At 62.2% G+C, this 23,607-nt stretch carries 15 protein-coding genes and 1 pseudogene; 9 read left to right on the top strand and 7 right to left on the bottom strand.

Going from position 1 to position 23,607, the window contains the following annotated elements; genetic code table 11:
- Window positions 1-9 precede the first annotated feature (9 nt).
- The 7 genes from FHT79_RS25980 (at window position 10) to FHT79_RS25950 (ending at window position 8,965) form a co-directional block, all read left to right on the top strand.
- Entirely contained in the window at window positions 10-903 is an 894-nt protein-coding gene (locus FHT79_RS25980) for a LysR family transcriptional regulator (RefSeq protein ID WP_028756029.1), read from the top strand.
- 134 nt (window positions 904-1,037) lie between these two features.
- The gene (locus tag FHT79_RS25975) at window positions 1,038-1,517 is read left to right on the top strand and encodes a formate dehydrogenase subunit gamma (RefSeq protein ID WP_097543618.1); all 480 of its coding nucleotides are present in this window, start codon (window positions 1,038-1,040) and stop codon (window positions 1,515-1,517) included.
- Window positions 1,514-3,070 carry an NADH-quinone oxidoreductase subunit NuoF gene (locus FHT79_RS25970; RefSeq protein ID WP_132574256.1) on the top strand — a complete coding sequence of 519 codons (1,557 nt, stop codon included), beginning with the start codon at window positions 1,514-1,516 and terminating at the stop codon, window positions 3,068-3,070. The genes FHT79_RS25975 and FHT79_RS25970 overlap by 4 nt, the downstream gene beginning before the upstream one ends.
- Window positions 3,071-3,127: 57 nt before the next feature.
- Window positions 3,128-6,007, top strand: a complete 2,880-nt coding sequence (gene fdhF, locus FHT79_RS25965; RefSeq protein WP_183904457.1) for a formate dehydrogenase subunit alpha — start codon at window positions 3,128-3,130, stop codon at window positions 6,005-6,007.
- A gap of 37 nt (window positions 6,008-6,044) precedes the next feature.
- Window positions 6,045-6,869 carry a formate dehydrogenase accessory sulfurtransferase FdhD gene (gene fdhD / locus FHT79_RS25960; RefSeq protein ID WP_183904456.1) on the top strand — a complete coding sequence of 275 codons (825 nt, stop codon included), beginning with the start codon at window positions 6,045-6,047 and terminating at the stop codon, window positions 6,867-6,869.
- The gene (locus FHT79_RS25955) at window positions 6,859-7,095 is read left to right on the top strand and encodes a formate dehydrogenase subunit delta (protein ID WP_028756024.1); all 237 of its coding nucleotides are present in this window, start codon (window positions 6,859-6,861) and stop codon (window positions 7,093-7,095) included. Before fdhD ends, FHT79_RS25955 begins: the two co-directional genes overlap by 11 nt.
- Before the next feature lie 214 nt (window positions 7,096-7,309).
- Window positions 7,310-8,965, top strand: coding sequence for an OFA family MFS transporter (locus FHT79_RS25950; protein ID WP_183904455.1), 1,656 nt, complete (start codon window positions 7,310-7,312; stop codon window positions 8,963-8,965).
- Window positions 8,966-9,085: 120 nt separating this feature from the next.
- Here FHT79_RS25950 and FHT79_RS25945 read toward each other — a convergent pair whose 3' ends face one another.
- From FHT79_RS25945 to rocF, 4 genes are all read right to left on the bottom strand, one after another.
- On the bottom strand, window positions 9,086-10,855 hold the full coding sequence (locus FHT79_RS25945) for a PAS domain-containing methyl-accepting chemotaxis protein (RefSeq protein WP_183904454.1): 1,770 nt from the start codon (window positions 10,853-10,855) through the stop codon (window positions 9,086-9,088).
- Window positions 10,856-11,145: 290 nt separating this feature from the next.
- On the bottom strand, window positions 11,146-11,622 hold the full coding sequence (locus FHT79_RS25940; protein WP_011427049.1) for a chemotaxis protein CheW: 477 nt from the start codon (window positions 11,620-11,622) through the stop codon (window positions 11,146-11,148).
- A 197-nt stretch (window positions 11,623-11,819) separates the two neighbouring features.
- Window positions 11,820-13,019, bottom strand: coding sequence for an ornithine--oxo-acid transaminase (gene rocD, locus FHT79_RS25935; RefSeq protein WP_132574246.1), 1,200 nt, complete (start codon window positions 13,017-13,019; stop codon window positions 11,820-11,822).
- A 75-nt stretch (window positions 13,020-13,094) separates the two neighbouring features.
- Window positions 13,095-14,030 carry an arginase gene (gene rocF / locus FHT79_RS25930; protein ID WP_183904453.1) on the bottom strand — a complete coding sequence of 312 codons (936 nt, stop codon included), beginning with the start codon at window positions 14,028-14,030 and terminating at the stop codon, window positions 13,095-13,097.
- 123 nt (window positions 14,031-14,153) lie between these two features.
- On the opposite strand from rocF, the gene FHT79_RS25925 reads away from it, so the two are divergent.
- A complete protein-coding gene (locus FHT79_RS25925; RefSeq protein WP_183904452.1) occupies window positions 14,154-14,591 on the top strand; it encodes an Lrp/AsnC family transcriptional regulator in 438 nt (145 codons plus the stop codon).
- 71 nt (window positions 14,592-14,662) lie between these two features.
- Here FHT79_RS25925 and FHT79_RS25920 read toward each other — a convergent pair whose 3' ends face one another.
- The 3 genes from FHT79_RS25920 to FHT79_RS25910 form a co-directional block, all read right to left on the bottom strand.
- A complete protein-coding gene (locus tag FHT79_RS25920; protein WP_183904494.1) occupies window positions 14,663-20,764 on the bottom strand; it encodes a translocation/assembly module TamB domain-containing protein in 6,102 nt (2,033 codons plus the stop codon).
- 66 nt (window positions 20,765-20,830) lie between these two features.
- On the bottom strand, window positions 20,831-22,759 hold the full coding sequence (locus FHT79_RS25915) for an autotransporter assembly complex family protein (RefSeq protein WP_183904451.1): 1,929 nt from the start codon (window positions 22,757-22,759) through the stop codon (window positions 20,831-20,833).
- A gap of 169 nt (window positions 22,760-22,928) precedes the next feature.
- Complete coding sequence (locus FHT79_RS25910; protein WP_028756469.1) at window positions 22,929-23,186, bottom strand: YMGG-like glycine zipper-containing protein; 258 nt, start codon at window positions 23,184-23,186, stop codon at window positions 22,929-22,931.
- Window positions 23,187-23,458: 272 nt separating this feature from the next.
- Between FHT79_RS25910 and FHT79_RS32240 the strand changes: the two are divergent.
- Window positions 23,459-23,607, top strand: a pseudogene (locus FHT79_RS32240) (5-aminolevulinate synthase); the annotation flags it as partial.

The raw sequence follows: 23,607 nt of genomic DNA, 5'->3' as shown, positions 1-23,607 counted from the left end.
GGAGGCCGGATGATCGACAAGCTGGAATTTTTCATCGCGCTTGCCAATGAAAAGCATTTCGGCCGCGCAGCGGAGGAGTGCGGTATCTCGCAGCCAACGCTTTCGGCGGCCATCCGGCAGCTCGAGGATCAACTCGGCGTCATGCTGGTACAGCGCGGTTCAAGGTTCCAGGGGCTGACGCCGGAGGGGCAGCGCGTGCTCGAATGGGCCCGGCGCATCGTCGGCGACGCCCGCACCATGCGCGAGGAGATGCGCGCCGCACGCCGCGGCCTTTCCGGCCATATTCGTCTTGCCGCCATTCCGACCGCGCTCGCCATGCTTTCGCGCATCACCACGCCCTTCCAGGAACGGCATCCCGGCGTGACCTTCTCGATCGTCTCGCGCAATTCGCTGCAGGTGCTGAGCATGCTCGAGAATCTCGAAATCGATGCCGGCATCACCTATCTCGAAAACGAGCCGCTCGGCCGCGTCACGACCGTTCCCCTCTATGCCGAGCGTTATCATCTGATCACGGCAGCCGGCAGCCCACTGTCGGATCGCGACAACGTGACCTGGCGAGAGGTCGGCGATCTTCGGCTTTGTCTATTGACCGCCGACATGCAGAACCGCCGCATCATCAACCGGCACTTGACCGAAGCGGGCGCCACCGTGCATCCGACACTCGAATCCAACTCGATGATCGTGCTGTTCTCGCATGTCAGAACCGGACGCTGGGCGAGCATCATGCCGCGCAACGTCGCCAAATCCTTTGGATTTCCAGTGGAAATCCGCATGATCCCGATCGTCGAGCCGGAGGCGCATCATCTGGTCGGCCTCGTTGCCCCTTATCGCGAGCCTTTCACGCCGCTTGTCTCGGCCCTGCTGCACGAGGCGAGAGTGCTCGTACAAGACGAGGAACTCTGATAGAAAAAAACTATCGTGCAACGTGATAGCTTTATTGATCGCCGGCTGCTTCCCTGAGATGCTGCTTGCGGAATGGCATTCGGCCGGGGGAGCCCGCCATTCCGCAACGAGCGAGCCGCCGGGAGGGCTGCCTTATGACCATTCATATCGCCGAAGGCGATATTGCAGCGCGCACACGTGCCATCGTCGCCGATCTTCGCTTTCTCGAAGGGCCGCTGCTTCCCATTCTGCACGAGGTCCAGCAAGAATTCGGCTATGTGCCGCAGGAGGCCATGCCCGTCATCGCGGAGGAACTGAACCTCTCCCGCGCCGAGGTGCATGGCGTGGTGACCTTCTATCACGATTATCGTGACCATCCCGCCGGCCGGCATGTGCTGAAGCTCTGTCGCGCCGAAGCCTGTCAGTCGATGGGCGGCGATGGCCTGGCTGAGCGCGTCAAGATGCTGCTCGGTATCGATTTTCATCAGACGACGCTCGATGGCGGCGTGACGCTGGAGCCGGTCTACTGTCTCGGGCTCTGCGCCTGCGCGCCGGCGGCGATGCTCGACGGCGAGGTCTATGGCCGGATCGACGATCAGATGGCGGCGGAACTCGTTGCGGAGGCACGCCGATGACGGTCAGGATATATGTTCCGCGCGATGCCGCAGCGCTGGCGCTCGGGGCCGAAAAGGTGGCAAAGGCGATTGCCCAGGAGATCGCCGCCCGCGGCCTCGATGCCGAGATCGTGCGCAACGGCTCGCGCGGAATGTTCTGGCTGGAGCCGCTAGTTGAGGTCGAGCTTGACGGCAAGCGCATCGGCTACGGCCCGGTAAAGGCCGGGGATGTGGCTGTTCTGTTCGATGCCGGGATGATGAACGGCGGCGAGCATCGGCTCTGTCTCGGGGAGGTTGAAGACCTCCCGTTCCTCAAGGAACAAACCCGCCTGACCTTTGCCCGCTGCGGCATTACCGATCCGCTTTCGCTTGCGGATTACGAGGCGCATGGCGGCCTTGCCGGTCTTCGACGCGCCGTTTCGATGACATCAGCCGATATCGTCAAGGAAGTCACCGATTCCGGCCTGCGTGGACGCGGCGGTGCCGGCTTTCCCACCGGCATCAAGTGGAAGACCGTTCTCGATGCTGCCGGCGACCGCAAATATATCGTCTGCAATGCCGATGAGGGCGACAGCGGCACCTTTGCCGACCGGATGATCATGGAGGGCGATCCCTTCGTGCTGATCGAGGGCATGGCGATATCAGGGCTCGCCACCGGCGCGACCAAGGGCTTCGTCTATACGCGTTCGGAATATCCGCACGCGATCGCGGTAATGACCGAAGCCGTCGGCATCGCCCGGCAGGCCGGCATTCTCGGATCATCGGTGCTCGGCTCCGGCCGTGCCTTCGATATCGAGGTGCGCACCGGCGCCGGCGCCTATGTCTGCGGCGAGGAGACGGCCCTGCTCAACAGTCTCGAAGGCAAGCGCGGCATCGTGCGTGCCAAGCCGCCGCTGCCGGCGCATAAGGGGCTGTTTAACTGTCCGACCGTCATCAACAACGTGATCTCTCTGGCTTCGGTGCCGGTCATCCTGGAAAAGGGTGCCGCCTTCTACCGCGATTTCGGCATGGGCCGTTCACGCGGCACCATCCCGCTGCAGGTTGCCGGCAATGTCAGATATGGCGGTCTCTTTGAGACGGCCTTCGGCCTTTCGCTCGGAGATATCGTCGACAGGATCGGCGGCGGGACGGCGACGGGACGGCCGGTCAAGGCCGTGCAGGTCGGCGGGCCGCTCGGTGCCTATTTCCCGCGGGCGCTGTTCGACACGCCTTTCGATTACGAAGCCTTCGCCGCCAGGGACGGGCTCATCGGCCATGCCGGCATCGTCGTCTTCGACGACACGGCCGACATGCTGAAGCAGGCGCGTTTCGCCATGGAATTCTGCGCCGTCGAAAGCTGCGGTAAGTGCACGCCCTGCCGCATCGGCTCGACACGCGGCGTGGAGACGGCCGACAAGATCGCTCAGGGCATCGAGCCGGAGAAGAACCGGGTGCTGCTTGCCGATCTCTGCAACACGATGAAGTTCGGCTCGCTCTGCGCGCTGGGCGGTTTCACGCCTTATCCGGTGATGAGCGCCATGACGCATTTCCCGGAGGATTTTTCGCCGGCACCTCTGGTGGAGGCGGCGGAATGACGAATTGTTCATGGAACGCCTGCGCTGACCTCACCATCTCAAGCAAGGAGACCGACCATGTCTCTCATCCATGAAATCGACTACGGCACTCCGGCTTCGACATCCGAGACCATGGTGACGCTCACCATTGATGGACAGCGGATCAGCGTGCCGGAGGGCACCTCCATCATGCGCGCCTCGATGGAGGCCGGCATCAAGGTGCCAAAGCTCTGCGCCACCGATATGGTCGATGCTTTCGGCTCCTGCCGGCTCTGCCTCGTCGAGATCGAGGGCCGCAACGGCACGCCTTCCTCGTGCACGACGCCGGTGGCGGCAAACATGGTGGTGCACACGCAGACGGGGCGGCTGAAGGATATCCGCCGCGGCGTGATGGAACTCTATATTTCCGACCATCCGCTCGACTGTCTCACCTGCGCGGCCAACGGCGATTGCGAATTGCAGGACATGGCGGGCGCCGTCGGCCTGCGCGACGTGCGCTACGGCTACGAGGGCGATAATCACGTCAAGGCGCGCAACAACGGCGGCATCAATCTGAAATGGATGCCGAAGGACGAGTCCAATCCCTATTTCACCTATGACCCCTCCAAATGCATCGTCTGTTCGCGCTGTGTGCGCGCCTGCGAGGAAGTGCAGGGCACCTTCGCGCTGACGATCGAAGGACGCGGTTTCGGTTCGCGCGTTTCCCCCGGCATGCACGAGCATTTCATCGAATCCGAATGCGTCTCCTGCGGCGCCTGCGTCCAGGCCTGCCCGACGGCGACGCTGACGGAGAAGTCGGTGATAGAGATCGGCCAGCCGGAACATTCGGCGGTCACCACCTGCGCCTATTGCGGCGTCGGCTGTTCCTTCAAGGCGGAGATGCGCGGCGAGGAACTGGTGCGCATGGTGCCGTGGAAAGACGGCCAGGCCAATCGCGGCCATTCCTGCGTCAAGGGACGTTTCGCTTACGGCTATTCCACCCATAAGGACCGCATCCTCAACCCGATGATCCGCGAAAAGGTCAGCGATCCCTGGCGGGAGGTGAGCTGGGACGAGGCCTTCGCGCATGTGGCGCTGGAGTTCTGCCGCATCCAGTATCAATACGGCCGCGAGGCGATCGGCGGCATCACCTCCTCACGCTGCACCAATGAGGAAACCTATCTGGTGCAGAAGCTGATCCGCGCCGGTTTCGGCAACAACAATGTCGATACCTGCGCCCGCGTCTGCCATTCGCCGACCGGCTATGGTCTCGGCCAGACATTCGGCACGTCGGCAGGCACGCAGAATTTCGACAGTGTCGAGCATTCGGATGTCGTCGTCGTCATCGGCGCCAATCCCACGGACGGGCATCCTGTGTTCGGCTCACGGTTGAAGAAGCGGCTGCGCCAGGGCGCCAAACTCATTGTCATCGATCCGCGCCGCACCGATATCGTCCGCTCGCCGCATGTCGAGGCCTCCTATCACCTGCCGCTGAAGCCCGGCACCAATGTCGCAGTCATGACGGCGCTCGCGCATGTGATCGTCACCGAAGGACTCTACGACGAGAGCTTCATCCGCGAGCGCTGCGACTGGTCGGAGTTCGAGGACTGGGCAGCCTTCGTCGCCGAACCGCACCACAGTCCCGAAGAGACCGAGATCTTCACCGGCGTGCCGGCGGCGGACCTGCGTGGTGCGGCAAGGCTCTATGCCAAGGGCGGTAATGGGGCGATCTATTACGGCCTGGGCGTCACCGAACACAGCCAGGGCTCGACCACGGTCATTGCGATCGCCAACCTGGCGATGGCGACCGGCAATATTGGCCGTCCTGGTGTCGGCGTGAACCCGCTGCGCGGCCAGAACAACGTGCAGGGCTCCTGCGACATGGGCTCCTTCCCGCACGAATTGCCGGGCTACCGGCACATTTCCGACGATGCGACGCGCGATATCTTCGAGAAACTCTGGGGCGTGAAGCTCAACAACGAGCCGGGCCTGCGCATTCCGAATATGCTGGATGCGGCAGTCGACGGTTCCTTCAAGGGCATCTATATCCAGGGCGAGGACATTCTTCAGTCCGATCCCGATACCAAACACGTCGCCGCCGGGCTTGCGGCGATGGAATGCGTCGTCGTCCAGGATCTGTTCCTCAACGAGACCGCGAATTACGCCCATGTCTTCCTGCCGGGCTCGACCTTCCTCGAAAAGGACGGCACCTTCACCAATGCGGAGCGGCGTATCAACCGCGTGCGCAAGGTCATGTCGCCGCGCAACGGCTATGGCGACTGGGAAGTGACTCAGAAGCTTGCCCAGGCGATGGGGCTCGACTGGAATTACACCCATCCATCGGAAATCATGGACGAGATCGCCGCGACGACGCCGAGTTTCGCGATGGTCTCCTACGACTATCTCGATAAAATGGGCTCGGTGCAGTGGCCCTGCAACGAAAAGAACCCGCTCGGCTCGCCGATCATGCATGTCAACGGCTTCGTGCGCGGCAAGGGCAAGTTCATCCGCACCGAATATGTGCCGACCGACGAGCGCACCGGCCCGCGCTTCCCGCTGCTCCTGACGACCGGCCGCATCCTTAGCCAGTACAATGTCGGGGCGCAGACGCGGCGGACCGAGAATGTCGTCTGGCATGCGGAAGACCGGCTGGAAATCCATCCGCACGATGCCGAGCAGCGCGGCGTTCGCGACGGCGACTGGGTGAAGCTCGGCAGCCGCTCCGGCGACACGACGCTCCGGGCGTTGATCACCGATCGCGTCGCGCCCGGTGTGGTCTATACGACCTTCCATCATCCCAATACGCAGGTGAACGTCATCACCACCGATTTCTCCGACTGGGCGACCAACTGCCCGGAATACAAGGTGACGGCGGTGCAGGTCTCGCCTTCCAACGGGCCAAGTGAATGGCAGCTCGAATATGACGAGCAGGCGCGGCAATCGCGCCGCATCGCCGGCAATCTCGAGGCAGCGGAGTGACGATGCGGGGGTGGCCCTGTCAGGAGGAACGCGCGTCATGACCTTCACCGTCACTGCCCGTGCTCTCGAAACCGCTCGCCGCAACGGCATCGTGCAGACCGGTTCGCGCATCGTCCCGGAAGAAGTGCCGATCGCCTTTTCCTATGGCGGCAGTTCGCATGCGGTGATGATGGCAACGCCGGCGGATCTCGAGGATTTCGCCGTCGGGTTCAGCCTGACCGAGGGGATCATTGCCGGGCCGGCGGAGATATCAGCCATCGAAGTCGTCGAGGGTGAGCAGGGCATCGATGTGCAGGTAAGCCTTGTCGATGACGTCGCCGATCTGCTGCGGGCACGCCGCCGCAGCATGGCGGGGCCGGTCGGTTGCGGGCTCTGCGGCATCGAATCGATCGAACAGGCAGTGCGGCCGGTGCCTGATGTCTCGCCATCACCGCTGGCGCTGTCGCATGCGGATATCGTCCGCGCCGTTTCGCTTCTGAACGAGGCACAGCCGCTGCATCGTGAGACGCGGGCGGTGCATGGCGCCGGCTTTTATTGTCAAGGCGGGGGACTGATTGCCGTGCGCGAAGATGTCGGCCGGCACAATGCACTGGACAAGCTCTGCGGCGCCGTCATCCGCGCCGGCGAAAAAGGCGGGGACGGCGCGGTCGTCGTCACCAGCCGGCTTTCTGTCGAAATGGTGCAGAAGGCGGCGATCCTCGGCAGCCCGGTGCTCATCGCCATTTCGGCGCCGACGGCTCTGGCCATCCGCACGGCCGAAGCGGCCGGCATGACGCTCGTCGCGCTGGTGCGCGGCGAGGATTTCGAGATTTTCACCCACCCGCACCGTATCTCGCCTGGAAGCATTGCCGATGTCGCATGATACCAAGACCAAGCTCGTCTATATGGCAAATCAAATCGCTACCTTCTTCAAGAGCCAGCCGGAAAGCGAAGCCGCGCAGGGGGTCGCCACCCATATCAATAAATTCTGGGATCCGCGCATGCGGCGGCAATTGTTCGAAATTCTGGAGAATGAGGAGAACGGCCTGGATGCGCTGGTGCTGCAGGCCGCGCCTCTGATCCGAAAGCCGGAGCCTGCGACACACTAAAGCGCGTTCCTCGCGCTTTAGGTCTTTATTTCAAACCTTTTGCTTTTACGCAATTTCGGACGGAAAACCGTTTCCCACTTTTCCTGGAATTGCTCTCGGTCCGATTAGCCAGGATCGGTCCATGCGGGAGGGAAGGCAGGAGCAGCCTGCCTGCGCATGTGTCGGTGATAACAAGTCTGAATCAAGCCAGGTCTGAATCAAGGAGGAGTTGTTCATGACTGCAGCCGAAACACGTACAGACGGGGTGGCGGGCTCGGGCCTGCTCGATCGTGAAAGGATCGTTGCACGGCCTGGGTTCAATCGGTGGCTGGTGCCGCCGGCAGCACTCGCCATCCACCTCTGCATCGGCATGGCCTATGGTTTCAGCGTGTTCTGGCTGCCGCTTTCCAAGTCGCTCGGGATCACCGCCTCGACGGCCTGCCCGGATCTGACACTCGCCTCGGCGCTGTTCACCACCACCTGCGACTGGCGTGTTGCCGACCTCGGCTGGATTTATACGCTATTCTTCGTCCTCCTTGGTTCGTCCGCCGCCATCTGGGGCGGCTGGCTCGAGCGCGCCGGCCCGCGCAAGGCGGGCGTCGTTTCCGCCTGCTGCTGGTGCGGCGGTATCATTCTTGCCGCTATCGGCGTCATCACCCATCAGCTCTGGATGATGTGGCTTGGCGCCGGCGTCATCGGCGGCATCGGTCTCGGTCTCGGCTACATCTCGCCGGTCTCGACGCTGATCAAATGGTTTCCCGACCGGCGCGGCATGGCGACCGGCATGGCGATCATGGGCTTCGGCGGTGGCGCGATGATCGGCGCGCCGCTTGCCAACCTGCTGATGAATGCATTCAAGACCGACAGTTCGGTCGGTGTCTGGCAAACCTTCATCGTCATGGCGGCGATCTATTTCGTCTTCATGATGGGCGGCGCCTTCGGCTATCGCATCCCGCCGGCCGGCTGGCGTCCTGACGGCTGGACGCCGCCTGCGGCCAAGAGCACGATGATCACCACCAAACATGTGCACCTGCGCGATGCCCACAAGACCAAACAGTTCTGGCTGATCTGGGCCGTGCTCTGCCTCAACGTTTCGGCCGGTATCGGTGTTCTCGGCATGGCTTCGCCGATGCTGCAGGAAATCTTCGCCGGCTCGCTGATCGGCCTGCCGGATGTCGGTTTCGCCCAGCTGGACGCCGGCCAGAAGGCATCGATCGCCACGATCGCCGCCGGTTTTGCCGGCCTGCTGTCGCTCTTCAATATCGGCGGACGGTTCTTCTGGGCGTCGCTGTCCGACAGGATCGGCCGCAAGAATACCTATTATTGCTTCTTCATCCTCGGCATCGTGCTCTATGCGCTGGCGCCGACCTTTGCGGGCATGGGCAACAAGGCGCTGTTCGTTCTCGCCTTCGGCATCATCCTGTCGATGTATGGCGGCGGCTTCGCGACGATCCCGGCCTATCTTGCCGATATTTTCGGTACGCAGTTCGTCGGCGCCATCCACGGCCGGCTGCTGACGGCCTGGGCAACGGCCGGCATCGTCGGTCCCGTCGTCGTCAACTATATCCGCGAAGCGCAGATCGCCGCCGGCGTGGCACCCGGTCCAACCCTCTATACCGGCACCATGTATATCCTCGCCGGCATGCTGGCGCTCGGCCTCATCGCCAATTCGCTGATCAGGCCGCTTTCGGACAAATGGTTCATGTCGGACGACGAGGTTGCTGCGCTGCAGGCGAAGTCTGCGGCGGTCAATGCCGGCCCGACCGGTTCCTTTGGCATCGGCACAGGCGGGTTGGACGCCAAGGCGATGCTTGCCTGGGCCGTCGTCGGCATTCCGCTGCTCTGGGGTGTCTGGGTGACGCTGAGGGCGACGTTCGCGCTGTTCGGATGAGCCGTCACAGCGCGTCGCACGGGCTTCATGCGACGCGCTTCATCTTCGTCTACCGCCTCAGTCTGATCAGAGTGCCGCCTGGTGGCGGCACGATAGGATGGCGATCTGCGGCGGCTGGGATCAGAATTCTTCCCAGCTCTGGGCGGTCGCAGCGGTGCCGTGCGCCTTTGCGACGCGTGAAATAAGGTGCAGCGCCGGTGAACCCGCTTGCCTCGCCTCATGTCTCACCTCCGGCCGGCCGGCGGCCTGGGTCTGGCCCGGCAGACGGAATCGTGTCAGCAGGACGCGCAGCGTTTCGGCTTCCTTGGCAAGGCTATGGCTGGCGGCGGTGCTCTCTTCGACCATGGCGGCATTCTGCTGGGTTGCCTGATCGAGCGTATTGACCGCGTGGTTGATTTCCTTGAGGCCGGTTGCCTGCTCCCTGGAGGCCTCGACGATGGCGACGACGTTGCCGTCGATATCGCCGACCTGTGCGACGATCTCCTCCAGCGCCTTGCCTGTCTGGCCGACGAGGCCGACGCCGTTCCTGACATGCTCGCCGGACGTGTTGATCAGCGCCTTGATCTCCTTGGCGGCTTTGGCGGAGCGCTGAGCGAGCTCCCGGACTTCCTGAGCCACCACGGCGAAGCCCTTGCCGGCTTCGCCGGCGCGGGCCGCCTCGACGCCGGCATTCAATGCCAGGAGGTTGGTCTGGAAGGCGATATCGTCGATGACGCCGATGATGTTGGTGATCTCGCGCGAGGACTGTTCGATCTGGCCCATGGCGGCAACGGCATTGCGGACCACTGTACCGGATTGCTCGGCGCCCTGTTTGGTCATGGCGACGAGGCGGCCGGCCTCATCGGCGCGGCGGCTGGAATCGTTGACCGTGGTGGTGATTTCCTCCAGCGCGGCGGCGGTTTCTTCGATCGATGCGGCTTGCTGTTCCGTCCGTTTGGAGAAGGAATCGGCCGATGCGCCGATCTCGCGTGAGCCGATGGCGATCGCACCGGCATTCTCGCCGATTGTCTTCATCGTCTCGGCAAGGACTTTGATCGTCGTGTTGAAATCGTGGCGCAATTGCTCCATCGAGGGGACGAAGGGCGTGTCGACCGTCCTTGTCAGATCACCTTCGGATAGGTGACGCAGCGCGCCGCCGAGCGAAGAAATCGCGCTCATGCGTTGGGTGACGTCGGTGGCGAACTTCACCACCTTGTAGACCTTGCCGTCGGCATCGACGATCGGGTTATAAGCTGCCTGGATCCAGATTTCGCGACCGCCCTTGCCGAAACGGACGAATTCGTTGGCGATGAATTCGCCACTGGCCAGACGCCGCCAGAAGCTTTTGTAATCCTCTGTGCCGACATAGGCCGGATCGCAGAATATGCTGTGATGCTTGCCGCTGATCTCGGCCAGGGAATAGCCCATGGCGTTGCAGAAATTCTCGTTCGCGGTCAGGATCTCGCCCATCGGGTTGAATTCGATCACCGCCTGCGAACGCGAGATCGCCTGCAGCTTGCCGGAATCCTCGACCGCCTGCTTCTTGGCGGCCGTGATGTCGGCCGCAAATTTCACCACCTTGAATGGCTTTCCGCCCTTGAAAACAGGATTGTACGAAGCCTGGATCCATATCTCGCGGTTGCCCTTGGCAAGACGCTCGTAGGCGCCGGCATCATATTCGCCGCGCCCGAGCCGCGCCCAGAAGGCGCGATAGTCAGGAGTTGCCGTATAGGCCGGCTCGCAGAACATGCTGTGATGCTTGCCGACGATCTCGCTCAGGCGATAACCAAGCGCATTGCAGAAATTCTCGTTCGCCGTGAGGATATTTCCATTGAGATCGAATTCGATGATCGCCTGCGATTTGGAAATGGCATTGAGAATATATTTCGAGTCGGAAGATAGACCAAACATCCTTGCCCCTCTGAAATGCGCGTTCTGCTGCTTCGGCTGATAAGACGAAGCGTGTCGGACGAAGAATGCCGGTGATGGAATGACAGCCGTATCGTCTGTCATTCCTCCGAGATTTGCGGAAAACGTATCATCCTTGTGTGTCGTATGATGATAGGACGTGGTTAATATCTCGTATAAAAGAAATAACTAATATTGAGCCGTGCGGAAAAGTCTTGCGGTACATAATAAAAAACCGCCCGGATGGGCGGTTTTTCAAATGCGAATTGTCTAGATACGAATGCCTAGCCCGATCAGGCCGCCAGATCATCGGTCTCGTTTTCCTTGAACATCTTGGAGAGGTTCAGGAAGCAGATCATGCCATTTTCTGAAGCGATGATGCCTTCGCAATAGGCGCGGTCGAAGGAGGCGGTCACCTCAGGCACCGGCTGGACCTGGCTGGACGAGATGGTGAGAATGTCCGAGACGCGGTCGACGAGCATGCCGATGACCATGCTGTGAACTTCGGCGACGACAATGGCGCTGCGCTCGTTGGCGACGGTGCTCTTCATGCCGAGCTTGTAGGCAAGATCGATGATCGGGATCACCGAGCCGCGCAGGTTCATGACGCCGATGACATCGGCCGGGGCGTGCGGGATCGGCGTCGACGGCGCCCAGCCGCGGATTTCGCGGATGGTCGTGGTCTTGACGCAGAATTCCTGATCATGCAGGCGGAAGGCAATGATCTCGAGCGTATCGCCGCTGAAGCTAGTGGAATTGATCGTGGCCATTAGAATTCTTCCCAACTGTCGTAAGCCAAAGCAGAAGCGGGTGCGCCACCATTGGCGCTGACGAGCCTTGCCTTCACACCACGCGATGGCTTTGCGCTCGGCGAAGCATCGTTACGGTTACGACGACATTAGCGAAAGAGTGTTGCCCAAATCTAAATCGGGAGGGGGGTTGCGAAGGTTTTCAGCCCCGATTTACTTCAGCCTATGGTCTTTTCGATCTGCGAGACCGCCCAATCCACCTGCTCCCTTGTTATGACCAATGGCGGAGCGAGACGAATCGTATGGTCGTGGGTGTCCTTGGCGAGCAGGCCGCGCTCCTTCAGCGCATGGCAATATTGCCTCGCGCCGCCGGCTTCGGGTTCCAGTTCGATGGCCATCATCAGACCGCGGCCGCGCACGTCCCTGACGATGTTCGAGCGGATCGACCTGAGGCCATCGAGGAAATAATCGCCCATGACCGCAGCGTTCTCGATCATGCCCTCTTCCGTCAACACCTTCAGTGCGGTGCGTGCCACCGCGCAGGCGAGCGGATTGCCGCCGAAGGTCGAGCCGTGCTGGCCGGGCTTCAGCACGCCGAGGACTTCGGAATTCGAAAGCACTGCTGACACGGGGTAGAAGCCGCCGGAGAGCGCCTTGCCGATCAGCGTCACGTCGGCCTCGATGCCTTCGTGTTCCTCAGCCAGCAGCTTGCCGGTGCGGCCGAGGCCGGTCTGGATCTCGTCGAGGATGAGGGTGACGTTGTTATCCGTGCAGAGTTCACGAATGCGGGTGAAATAACCCGCCGGCGGGATGATGACGCCGGCTTCCCCCTGGATCGGCTCGATCAGGGCGGCTACCGTATTGGCATTGATTGCCGCGGCAAAAGCCTCGGCATCGCCGAAGGGAATGGTGCGGAAGCCCGGCGTGTAGGGGCCGAAGCCGGTGCGGGCCTCGGGATCTGTGGAGAAGCTGATGATGCTCAGCGTCCGGCCGTGGAAATTATCGGCGCAGACGATGATCTCCGCCTTGCCCTCCGGCACGCCCTTGACCTCGTATCCCCATTTGCGCACCGCCTTGATGGCGGTCTCCACGGCTTCGGCGCCGGAATTCATCGGCAGGATCTTGTGTGAGCCGGTGAGAGCGGCGAGCTCTTCGTAGAGATAGGCGAGCTGGTCGTTGCGGAAGGCGCGGGAGGTGAGCGTCAGTCTGCCCGCCTGCTCGACCATGGCGGCAAGGATCTTCGGATGACAATGGCCCTGATTGACGGCGGAATAGGCCGAGAGGCAATCGAGATAACGGTTGCCGTCGGTATCCCAGACATAAACACCTTCGCCACGTGTCAATACCACGTCGAGCGGCTTGTAATTGTTGGCGCCGAGCCGCTGTTCGGTGGCGATCAGTTTTTCCGAAGTGTTCATGGCCGTTCTCCCTTAGTCTTTGGTTTTCCGCATGTCGTGATCGCAAAACTGCCGCACAGTTTTGCGCGGCATGCTCTATGCCGCGCGTGTCGGACGATCGAAGATGCGGCGGCCGAAGAGGCTTGCCGTCAGTTCCACCAGGATGCGGGCGCTCTTGCCGCGATCGTCGAGAAACGGATTGAGTTCGACGAGATCGAGCGACGAGACGAGGCCGCTATCCGAAAGCATTTCCATCACCAGATGCGCCTCGCGAAAGGTCGCGCCGCCCGGGACCGTCGTGCCGACGCCAGGGGCAATCTCGGGATCGAGGAAATCGAGGTCGAGGCTGACATGCAGCAGGCCGTTCGCCTTGGTCACGACGTCGAGGATCTCACGCATGATGGCGCCGATGCCCTGCTCGTCGATCGCGCGCATGTCGAAGACGTTGACGCCATGTTCGTGGATTTCTTCGCGCTCACGCGCATCGACCGAACGAATGCCGACCTGGAAGACATTCCTTGGATCGACGAACGGACGGTCCTTCGGCAGGATCTCGGCGAATTCGGCCTCGCCGCAGAAGAAGGCGACGGGCATGCCGTGAATATTGCCGGAGGGCGAGGTGGCCGGAGAATTGAAGTCGGCATGGGCATCGAGCCAGAGGACGAAGAGCGGGCGGCCTTTGCTGGCGGCATAACGGGCCATGCCGGAGACGCTGCCCATGGAAAGGCTGTGGTCGCCGCCGAGAATGAGCGGGAAACGGCCGGCGGCGGCGACGTCATGGACGCTGCTTTCGAGCGCGCGGGTGAAGGCGCCAACGATCCTCAGATTGTGGGCTTTCGGATGGTTCGGCAGATCCATCGCCGGCACGATCCTGAGATCGCCGATATCGGCGACGTCATGGCCAAGCTCGATCAACGTCTGATCGACGCCGGCAATGCGCAAGGCGGCAGGCCCCATGGCAGCGCCTCTGCGGCCGGAGCCTTCTTCCAGCGGCGCGCCGATGAGGGTGACGGATCGCGATTGGGCATTCATCTCTAGGGCTCCGTGTTCAGGCCTGTTTCGACCGATAGTGAGATAAAGGGCTGACGGCAAAAAGATGGAAAATTGTCAGAAATGGATTATGATTGCGCAGAATGATAAACCTATTTTGACAAAGTGATCAGCGTGGATGATCTCGACACCGAACTTCTCAGTGCCCTTCGCCACAATGCCCGGATTTCCGTCTCCTCGCTTGCAGCGATGACGGGTGCATCGCGGGCAACGGTCGCTGCCCGGATCGACCGGCTGGTCGCCAGCGGCACCATCGTCGGCTTCACCGTCCGCACCGGTCACGAGACGCGGTCCGCCGGCGTGCGCGCCATCGTCATGATCGAGGTGCTCGGCAAGCTCGCCGACAGGGTGGCCGATCAGCTGCGGGGCCTGCCACAGGTGCGCGCACTTCACAGCACCAACGGCAAATGGGATTTCGTCGCCGAACTCGAGGATCGGGATCTTCCCTCCTTCGACGAGACACTGCGCCGCATCCGACTGATCAACGGCATCAATTCGACCGAGACCAACATTCTTCTCAAGACGAGCAAGACCGGGTTCTAAGCCGGCTTAGAGCTCGCGCGTGCCGTCATTCCAAAACTGCCGCGCAGCAGCTTCAGGCGAGATGTGATGCATCAGTATTCCCGTTCATAGACGATGCCAGCTTCGCCTTCACCATTGCCGCCTGCTCCGCCGCGCAGCTTGACGCCGCGGCCGACATCGAGGTTGATCACCGCCTTGGCGCCGGCCGAACCGCCCTGCTGCAATTCGAAATAGGTGCGGTCGTTGAGATAGCGGCCGACGCTGACGCTCGTCTGGCCCTTGGAATCGGTGCTGACGTCAAAGTCGTCAACGCCGAGCTGGTTGCGCAGGCCTTCGAAAAGCGAGGTGGAGCGGTTGCCGGCCAACTGGCTGACGGCGTCGGCGAGCTGGGCGATCTGCACCGCCGAGAGCTTCGACATCGACTGGCCGAAAATCAGCTGCGCCAGGACCTCGTCCTGCGGCAGCTGGGGCGAGGAAGAAAAGGTGATGGCGGGGTCGGTGGCGAGGCCGGCGACGTCGACGGTCAGCGTCGTGGTACCGGAGGTCGAGGTCGCTTCCATATCGAGCGCCGGCGTCAGGTCGCCGGCAAAGGTGATCCGGCTCTTGTCGGAGAAATCCAGGCGGCGGTTGAGAATGGTCAGGCGGCCGCGGCGCATGGTGAAACCGCCGGTGACGACCGGTGCCGCCGCCGTCCCGCGAATGGTCACGCGGCCGCCGAGCTCGGCATCGATGCCGCGGCCGCGCACGAAGATATGCGATGGCGCGTCGATTTCGAGATCCAGCGTCATCACGGAGGATTTCTCGCCGGGTTTGCGCTCGCCGTCATCGCGCAGCTGCGCCAGCACCGCCCGCGGCGCGTTCTTATGCCGGATGTCGATTTCTCTGAGCGAGGTCGGCAATTTTTCCGGGACGGTGATCGAGGTCTTGTCCAGCCGAAGCTTGCCGCTCAGCGTCGCGTTTGCAATCGGCCCGCGTAGGCCGAGCGTGCCATTGACGGTCGACACGACAAGGGTTCCATCGACATAGACCGCTTTATCGAGCTTAATCGAAATGTCGGCGGGAAAGCCGCCGGCCGGCTGAATGCCGATCGTGCCGCTGGCCGAAATCGTGCCGCCGCTGCCAAGGCTGCCGTTGAGGCGCGATATTACGGCCTGGCTGCCATTGAAGGTCACCGTTGCCGCAAGGTTGTTGACAGCCAGATTGCGCCGGACATCGACGAGCTTTGCGCCATTGGTCGAGACAGTGCCGTTGATGACGGGTGCTGCGGCCGTTCCGCCGATCTGGAGATTGACGGTGGCGACGCCGTCGGCGACGAGACCCTGCTGCGCAAGCGGGGCGCCGAGCACAGCGAAAGGAAGATTGCCGTTGAAGCGCATGTCGATGGCGCGATTGCCTGTGATCGCAACACTGCCGCCACCCTTCAGCGACATGCCGGCGTCACCGGCAAGGCTGGTCTCGACCGTCAGCTTGTTTCCGGCAAGTTTGCCGGATGCGTCGATGCTGAAGGGCGAAAGGCCGGCTCCTTTTGTCTGGCTCGTCGCTGCGTTCTTCCAGTTGACCTTGAAGTCGACGGAGGGCGAAGACAGCGCGCCGGTGGCCTTGACGGTCGCCGAGACCGCGCCCTCGGCTGCAAGGCCGGGAACAAAGCCGTTGGCGATGCCAGCCGGAAGATTGCTGGTGTCTGCCGTGACGTCGAGCGAGCGGATCGATGTGCCTTCGATGGCGAGATTGCCGGTGGCTTTCAGCGCAATGCCGCCGCTGCCGGTGAGGGCGGCATTGAAATCCAGCCTGTCACCGGCGTATTTTCCCGTCGCCGCCAGCGCAAGGCGGGAAATGCCGGCAGCCTTGGTGTGGCTGGTCGCGGCATCTTTCCAGTCGAGCTTGAAATCGACGATCGGATTTGTCGGCGTTCCCGACGTCACGGCATTTGCCGAGAGCGTGCCTTCGGCACCAAGATCGGGAACGAAGGCATTTGCGATACTTGCCGGCAGCGCCGGGATATCGGCATTGATCGATAGGTCCCGGATGGCCGTTCCCGCGATGGTGACGCCGCCCTTTGCCTTGGCCAGCACGCCGTCCTTGCCGGCGAGGTTGGCGTCGAAATCGACCCGGTCATTGGCGAATTTGCCGGATGCCGCAGCACTCAGTCCCGACAGGCCGCTGCTCCTGGTTTGGGCGGTGGCGGCATTCTTCCAGTCGAGCTTGAAATCGACGGCCGGTTTCGGCAGTGCTCCGGAGGCGGATGCCGTTCCCGAGACCGTGCCTTCGGCGGCTAGACCGGGGACGAAGCCGTTGGCGAGACCTGCAGGCAGGTTGGCAAGATCGGCCTTGACGTCGATGTTACGAACTGATGTGCCCGATATCGCGATATTGCCGGCGGCCTTGAGCGAGAGGCCGTCCTTGCCGGCGAGATTGGCATCGAAATCGAGGCGATCGTCGGCGAAGCGTCCGGATGTGGACAGCGCGAGGCCTGAGAGATGAGCGCTTCGGGTCTGACTGGTCGCAGCATCCGTCCAGTCGAGCTTGAAGTCGGCCTTCGGTGCGGCGGGTGTCCCGGCGGCGGACACAGTGCCGGAGATCGTTCCGCCGGCGGCCAGATCGGGAACGAAGGCATTTGCGAGACTGGCCGGAAGCTTGGCGACCTCGGCATCGACCTTGATGCTGTCGATCTCCGTACCGGCGAGTGCGACATTACCCATGGCCGTCAGTGAGAGGCCTTGATCGCCGCGGGCTGCCGCGTTGAAATCCAGCTTGTTTTCGGCAAATTTTCCCGACGCGGTCACGCCGAGCGCTGCAAGGCCGGCACGTTTCGTGTGGCTCGTCGCCGCGTCTTTCCAGTTGAGATCGAAATCGGCACTCGGGGCGGAAAGCGGGCCGCTGGCTGAGACCTTTCCCGAGATCGCCCCTTCGGCGGCGAGATCGGTGACGAAACCGTTTGCGATATTCGCCGGGACATTCGTCAGCGTGGCGTCGACTTTGACGTTGCCGATCGTCGTGCCGGCGATGGCGACATTGCCTGATGTTTTCAGCGAGAGGCTGTTGGCGCCCGATATCGCCGTGTCGAAATCGAGCCTGCTGTCGGCAAGTTTACCGGATGCCTTGACGGTCAGATCCACAAGGCCGGCGCGCTTCGTGTGGCTCGTCGCAGCACTTTTCCAATCGAGATCGACATTGGCGGTTGGAGCAGCGAAGGAGCCCGACGCCGTCAATTTTCCTGTGATCGTGCCTTCGGCGGCGAGATCGGGAACGAAACCATTGGCGATGCGGGCCGGCAGGTTGAGGATATCGGCGTCGACATCAAGCACCGGTGCCTTCGGGTCGGCGAGCGAGACATTGCCGGCGGCCTTGAGCGAGAGGCCGTCACCACTGCCGACGGTCGTGTCGAAATCGAGCTTGTTGTCGGCGAATTTGCCGCCGGCTGCAATACCGAGCGGCGCCAGGCCAGCGCCCTTGGTCTGGCCCGTCGTCGCATCCTTCCAGTCGAGCTTGAAGTCGGCGACGGGTGCTGCCGGCGTTCCCGTCACGGCAATCCTTCCGGAGATCGTGCCGCCGGCTGATAGATTGGGCACGAAACCGTTGGCGAGCGCTGCCGGCAGTTCGTGGATGTCGGCATCGAGCTTCAGCGTTTCGCCGGCGGAGCCGGTGACGGTGACCGAGCCGGTTCCGGTCTTCAACGTCAGTCCGTTCAGGCTGGCGGCCCCGCTAGCGATTGTAACCTGCGTTGGTGCGGCAAGCTCGATCGGGATATTGCGGGGGCTTGCCGAGAACCGATCGAGGTTCAGGTGCATCGTGCCGCCCGCCGCCTCGATATTGCCGGTCGCCAGTACGGGATTGCCGTCATAGGCGGTATTGAGATCGAAATCTGTATGGTCGTGTTGCTTGGTGAACCCAAGCGAAAGGCCGGCAAGCTTGTTCGTTCCGGCACTCACCTCCTCGGCCTTGACCGTACCGCTTGCGGCCAGGGCGCTGAGATCGCTGACCGTGACATCGATATCCGGCTTGACGATCGCAAGCGTATCACGGCGGATCGAGCCGCCTGTTGCGAGCAGCTTGAGCGCAATCCTGCCACCATCGCTGTTGACGCCGAGCGACCCTTTGAGGTCGCCTTCGGCCTTCTGCCCGCCGAGTGCGGCGAGCAGGCCGAGATTGGGAAAATCGAAGGTCAGGGCGCCTGTCGGCTCCAACGAGGGCGAGAACTCCACATTGCCGGTCAGCCGGTTGCCGCCGATATCGGCGGTCAGCGCCGGAATGCTCGTCTTGCCGTCCTGCGAACTGATGTCGCCGTTGATGCTGATCGGCTGGCCGTCGATCGTGCCGGTGGCGGCGATCTTGCCCTGCGGCGCCTTGGGGTCAGCGAGACCGGACAGGTCGATATTGAGGTTGCCGAGCTTGCGATCGGCCATGTCAAGGCTTGTGGCCTTGAGATTGGCCGTCACCGAGACTGCCGGGAGCTCACCTCCTATTCTCAACGCATAACCCGCCCCGCCGCTGGCGCCGGGGATGAGCTTGCCGACGTCAGGCAGCCGGCCGGAGAGATCGGCATTCAACATCTGGCCATCAAGCGCGACGTTGCCGGCCGCTTCCAGCGTTCCGGACTTCAAGACGAGATTGGACAGCGCGAATTTCGACGGGATGGTGCCGACCACCTGGCTTTCGAGCGAGATCAGTCCGTCGAACCTGGCTGTTGCCGCGGCCGGCAGGGCTGCCGGTTCGACGGTGAGTTTGAGGTTGCCGGTCAAGGCCTGGTCTGCCAGCCGATAGGAGCCGTTGAGGCTGCCGTTGATATTGGCGCTTTCGACGGTGGTGCCGTTGAAGCCGATGCCCGAGGGCGTGATCTGCAGCGGCGAGGCGATCGTGACCGGTCCTTGGACAGCGCGATTGAGGTTCGGCTCGGCAAAGCTCATGTCACCGGCAACGAGGCGCAGCTGGATGCTGCCAGAACGCGCGGCGAGATTGAAGGCGTCGCTCTTGGCTGTCAGTTTGACGTTGCCAATATCGGCCTGGGGCAGGGTTGCGGTGTCGAGCGAGCCGCTGACGTTGAGCCGGGCCGCCTGCGCATCGCCTGTCAGCGCGAGGTTGAGACCTGATATCAGGAAGCGCGCTTCGCCTTCGGCGAGCGGCCAGCGGAAATCGACAGGCCCCGAGGTGCCGAGCAGATTGGCGTTCAGGCTGTTGTTGCCGGCCGGATCGAGGGTGCCCGAGGCAGCGATGACGACGCTGCCGGTGGCGATATTGCCGGTCTGGATATCGATCTTGCCGTGGTTGTCGAAGGTGGTGGCAAGATCAATATTGGTCTGGCCGGCAAAAAGCGGCCGGAATGCCGATGGCAGCAGCGAGCTCAGGTCGCCGCCGCCCTTGAGGTCGAGGTGATGCAGTCCGTCTGCCGAGATCTGATGCCGGGCCTCGATTGCGGCGCGTTGCTGCCCGTCGAGGGCGGCCTGCACTTTGCCTTTCCAATCGGATATCGGCCCCTGGCCGTCGAGATCGATGTTGACCGCCGGGCTGTCCGGCAGGCCGAGAAAGCCCGCCAGCAGCCCGCCCTTCGGCTCGGAAAGCTGTGCCTTTAGCCGCAGCCGGTTTTCGGCCGGCGCATAGGCGATGTCGGCGGCAAGCCGCGCATCGGGGACCGCGTGACGGCTGACATTGACGATAGCCTCGCCGCCATCGCCGTTCGCCGAAAGGCTGCCTTCGGCGGCGAGCGCAAAGGCGCGCCCGGCAATGGGTGCGGCGAGTTTGATATCGGGCAGCGCGACGCGGTCGATATCGATCTTGATCGGCAGGCTGAATCCGCCGGAGGTTTCAGTTCGGGGCCGCGAGGGCAGGGTGCGCACCGGCTTTCGCAGCACGTCGATCGCTTCGATCTCGAAGCGTTTGGCGTGGAAGGTTCCGGTCAGCAGCGCCAGCGGATTCCAGTCGATTGCGATGCCATGAATTTCCGCAAAGACGCCCCGGGTGTCGGAGAGGGAGATCTCGGCAGCGCGAAGTCCGCCGGTCAGAAGACCCTGCGGTTCACGCACTTCGATCGTCATGTCGCGGTTGGAAAGCGTCGAGGCTATCCTTTCGGTGACGACGCGGGCGCCAAAACTGGTGAAGCCGAAGATCGCAAGGGCTGCGACAGCGAGAATCAAAGTGGCGCCCAGCGCATAGCCGGTGAGCCGCAGGATCCAGTTGACGATTTTTGCCAGCGTTTGCATCGGCGCGGACACTACCCCGTTTTCATGACGGCTCGCAGATCGGAAAACACGAGCGGATCGGCAATTCTAGAAGGATTGGCCGATGCCGGCGTAGATTCCGTAATCTGTGCCATCTTCGTACTTGTTCAGCGGCATGGCAAAATCAAGCCGCAGCGGGCCGAAAGGCGTTGCATATCGTATTCCGGCGCCGGCGCCGGCGCGGATATCGGAAAAACCCGGAAAGGTGCTGTCCGATACGGTACCGACATCGATGAAGGGCACGATGCCGATCGTATCGGTGATCTTGATGCGGGCCTCCAGCGAACCGGTCACATAGGAGCGGCCGCCGGTGGCATCGCCATTGTCGTTATAGGGCGAGATTTCCTGATAGCTGTATCCACGGACCGAGCCGCCGCCGCCGGCAAAGAAGCGCTGCGTGGCGGGAATGTCGCCGATGCTGTCGCCACCGATCAGGACGCCGGCGGCTACCTTGCCGGCCAGCACCAAGCCGTCGTCCTGGCCGAACGGCAGATAACCGGAGATCGAGCCTTGGAATGCCGCATAGGGCGTGGCGTTGAAGATTTCGTAGCCGGGCTTTGCCGAGAAGGTCGCGCGATAGCCCTCCGTCGGGTTGAACTTGTCGTCGCGTGCGTCGCGATCATATTGGATCGGCAGGGTGAAGGTCAGATAGTCGTTCTCGCCGAATGCGTCGTCGTCGCGCTCCCAGCTGAGCTCGCCGCTCGCCGAGACAGTGTCCTGGTCGGTCAACTCGTAGGACAGGCCGAGCGAGGCGGTGACGAGCGTCGCATTATAGGCATCCGGATTTTCGGTCTTGGCGACGATGCCGGCCTTCAGGGTGGCGGCGGGGAAGAAGGCGCCCGGTTTGGTGAAGAGGATGCCGGCGGAATAGTCGAGGCTGCCGACATCCGTCGTTTCGCCAAGCCGAGAGACCGCTCCCTCGATCCTCAGCGTTTCGGCTTCGCCGAACAGGTTGCGGTGGCCCCAATAGCCCTGAATGCCGAAGCCGTCGGTGGTGGAATATTGCGCGCCGACGCCGAAATAGCGCCTCTTGCCTTCGGAAACCTCGATCGTCATCGGCAGGGTGCCATCCGGCGCCAGCGCATCGCCCTGGTGAATGGTGACGCTCGAAAAGACGCCGAGGGCGCGAAGGCGCTCGCCGGCTTTCTTCAACGCTTCCGGGGAATAGGCTTCGCCCTTGTTCAGCCGGGAATAACGCTGGATGAAAGCCGGCTTGACGGTCTTTTCGCCGGTGACGCCGACATCGCCGATCGGGGCGACCGGACCACCTTCGGCGGCAAGGACGATATCGACGGTATCGCTTTTGTGGTCGGCGACCACCTTGCGTTCGGTCAGTTTGGCGAAGGGACGGCCTTCGCTCTTCAACTGTTCGACGATCTTGTCGCCGGCTCTGATGATGGCGAGCGAGCCGGCCTCGGCGCCCGGGGCGAGATCGTAATCGGCGGGATTATGGTTTGCGGCATCGCCGCCGAACTGGACCTCCCTGACCTTGAAAACCGGGCCAGGAGCAATGTCGACGGTGACGGGGATCGGCCCGGACCGGTCGAATGTCGGATTGGGCGGCAGGTCGTCGATGTTTCTGCCGTCGATGGTGATCGTTACCAGGCCGCCATAGCGGGCCTTTTCATACAAGGTGGCGATCAGCCGCTCACGGTCGTCGCGCGCCTTGACGACGATGCCGAGATCGCCGGACACCGGCAGTTTCTGGTCACTGAGGAGGCGGGAACTGTTTTCCAGCGCTTCTTTCAGGTCGGGATCGACGGTATCGGCTCTGAGGTCGACGTGGTAGCGCACCGGATCGGGCACCTGTTCACCTTCGTCTTCTTCCTTGCCGAAAATGGTGATGCCGAAAAGCTTGAAGGCATAAGCGTCGCCGATCAGGACCGGTGAGAACGCAGCTGCCGCTGCGACCACCATCATGGTGCCTGTTCGCCGATACGCAGTACCTGTTTTCGGGCCTGTCCCTCTGATCCGCATCCGCCGCTTTTGGTTATGCCTACAATGAAGCTTCGTTGCCCAGCCGTGAACAGCTTAGCGGCAAAATCGCGCGACGTGTACCATTTTAAATTGCCAACGCGCTAATTTAGCACAAAAAATCCCGGACATGTGTCCGGGATTTTCCGAATTTGACGCTTTCCAAGCGCTTTCAGCGCGGGCAGCTATCGATGTAGCGGCGGCCGTAGCGGTCGCGATAGTAGCACTGGCCGGGCTGTTCGGCGACACTGCCGATCAGGGCGCCGGACACGCCGCCGATGGCGGCGCCGACTGCCGCACCACGGACATCGCCGGTGACGACGCCGCCGATCACGGCACCGGATGCAGCGCCGATGCCGGCGCCCTGCTGTGTCGGCGTGCAGCTTGCGATCGACAGGCCGATCAATGCGAGTATGACAGCTTTCTTCATCTTTTCTCTCCGAGGTTGTTGCCCAACGGGCAAAGGCCGTCCCTTCTATTTTTTCGTCACGCTAGACCGAAAACTATGTCGGAAGAAAGGGTTGTCCATCCGATGTGCTGATTTTTTTGCGATGCGGCCGTCGTCACCTTTCGCTTGGTTGGCAAGCTCCGCTGCATTCTGCCGCATCAATTCCATTGATCTCGGCTCGCATATTTTTTATCTGGAATCATTCAAAAATCTGGGCCTTTTGCCGCAGTTGATGTTAAAGCAAAGGGTAAGCATTGACGCGCGGACGTCCGGTCATCAAGAACGTCCGCGTGATACTGGAGCATATGATGGATTTCGAAGCGTTTTTCAAAAACGAGCTGGACGGGCTTCATGCCGAGGGCCGTTACCGCGTTTTTGCCGATCTCGAACGTCACCGCGGCAA

Source organism: Rhizobium sp. BK212, from assembly GCF_014197475.1.
Taxonomy (GTDB): domain Bacteria; phylum Pseudomonadota; class Alphaproteobacteria; order Rhizobiales; family Rhizobiaceae; genus Rhizobium; species Rhizobium anhuiense.
Note: the sequence above shows the minus strand (reverse complement) of the source record. Positions and strands in the feature narration are given on the sequence as shown.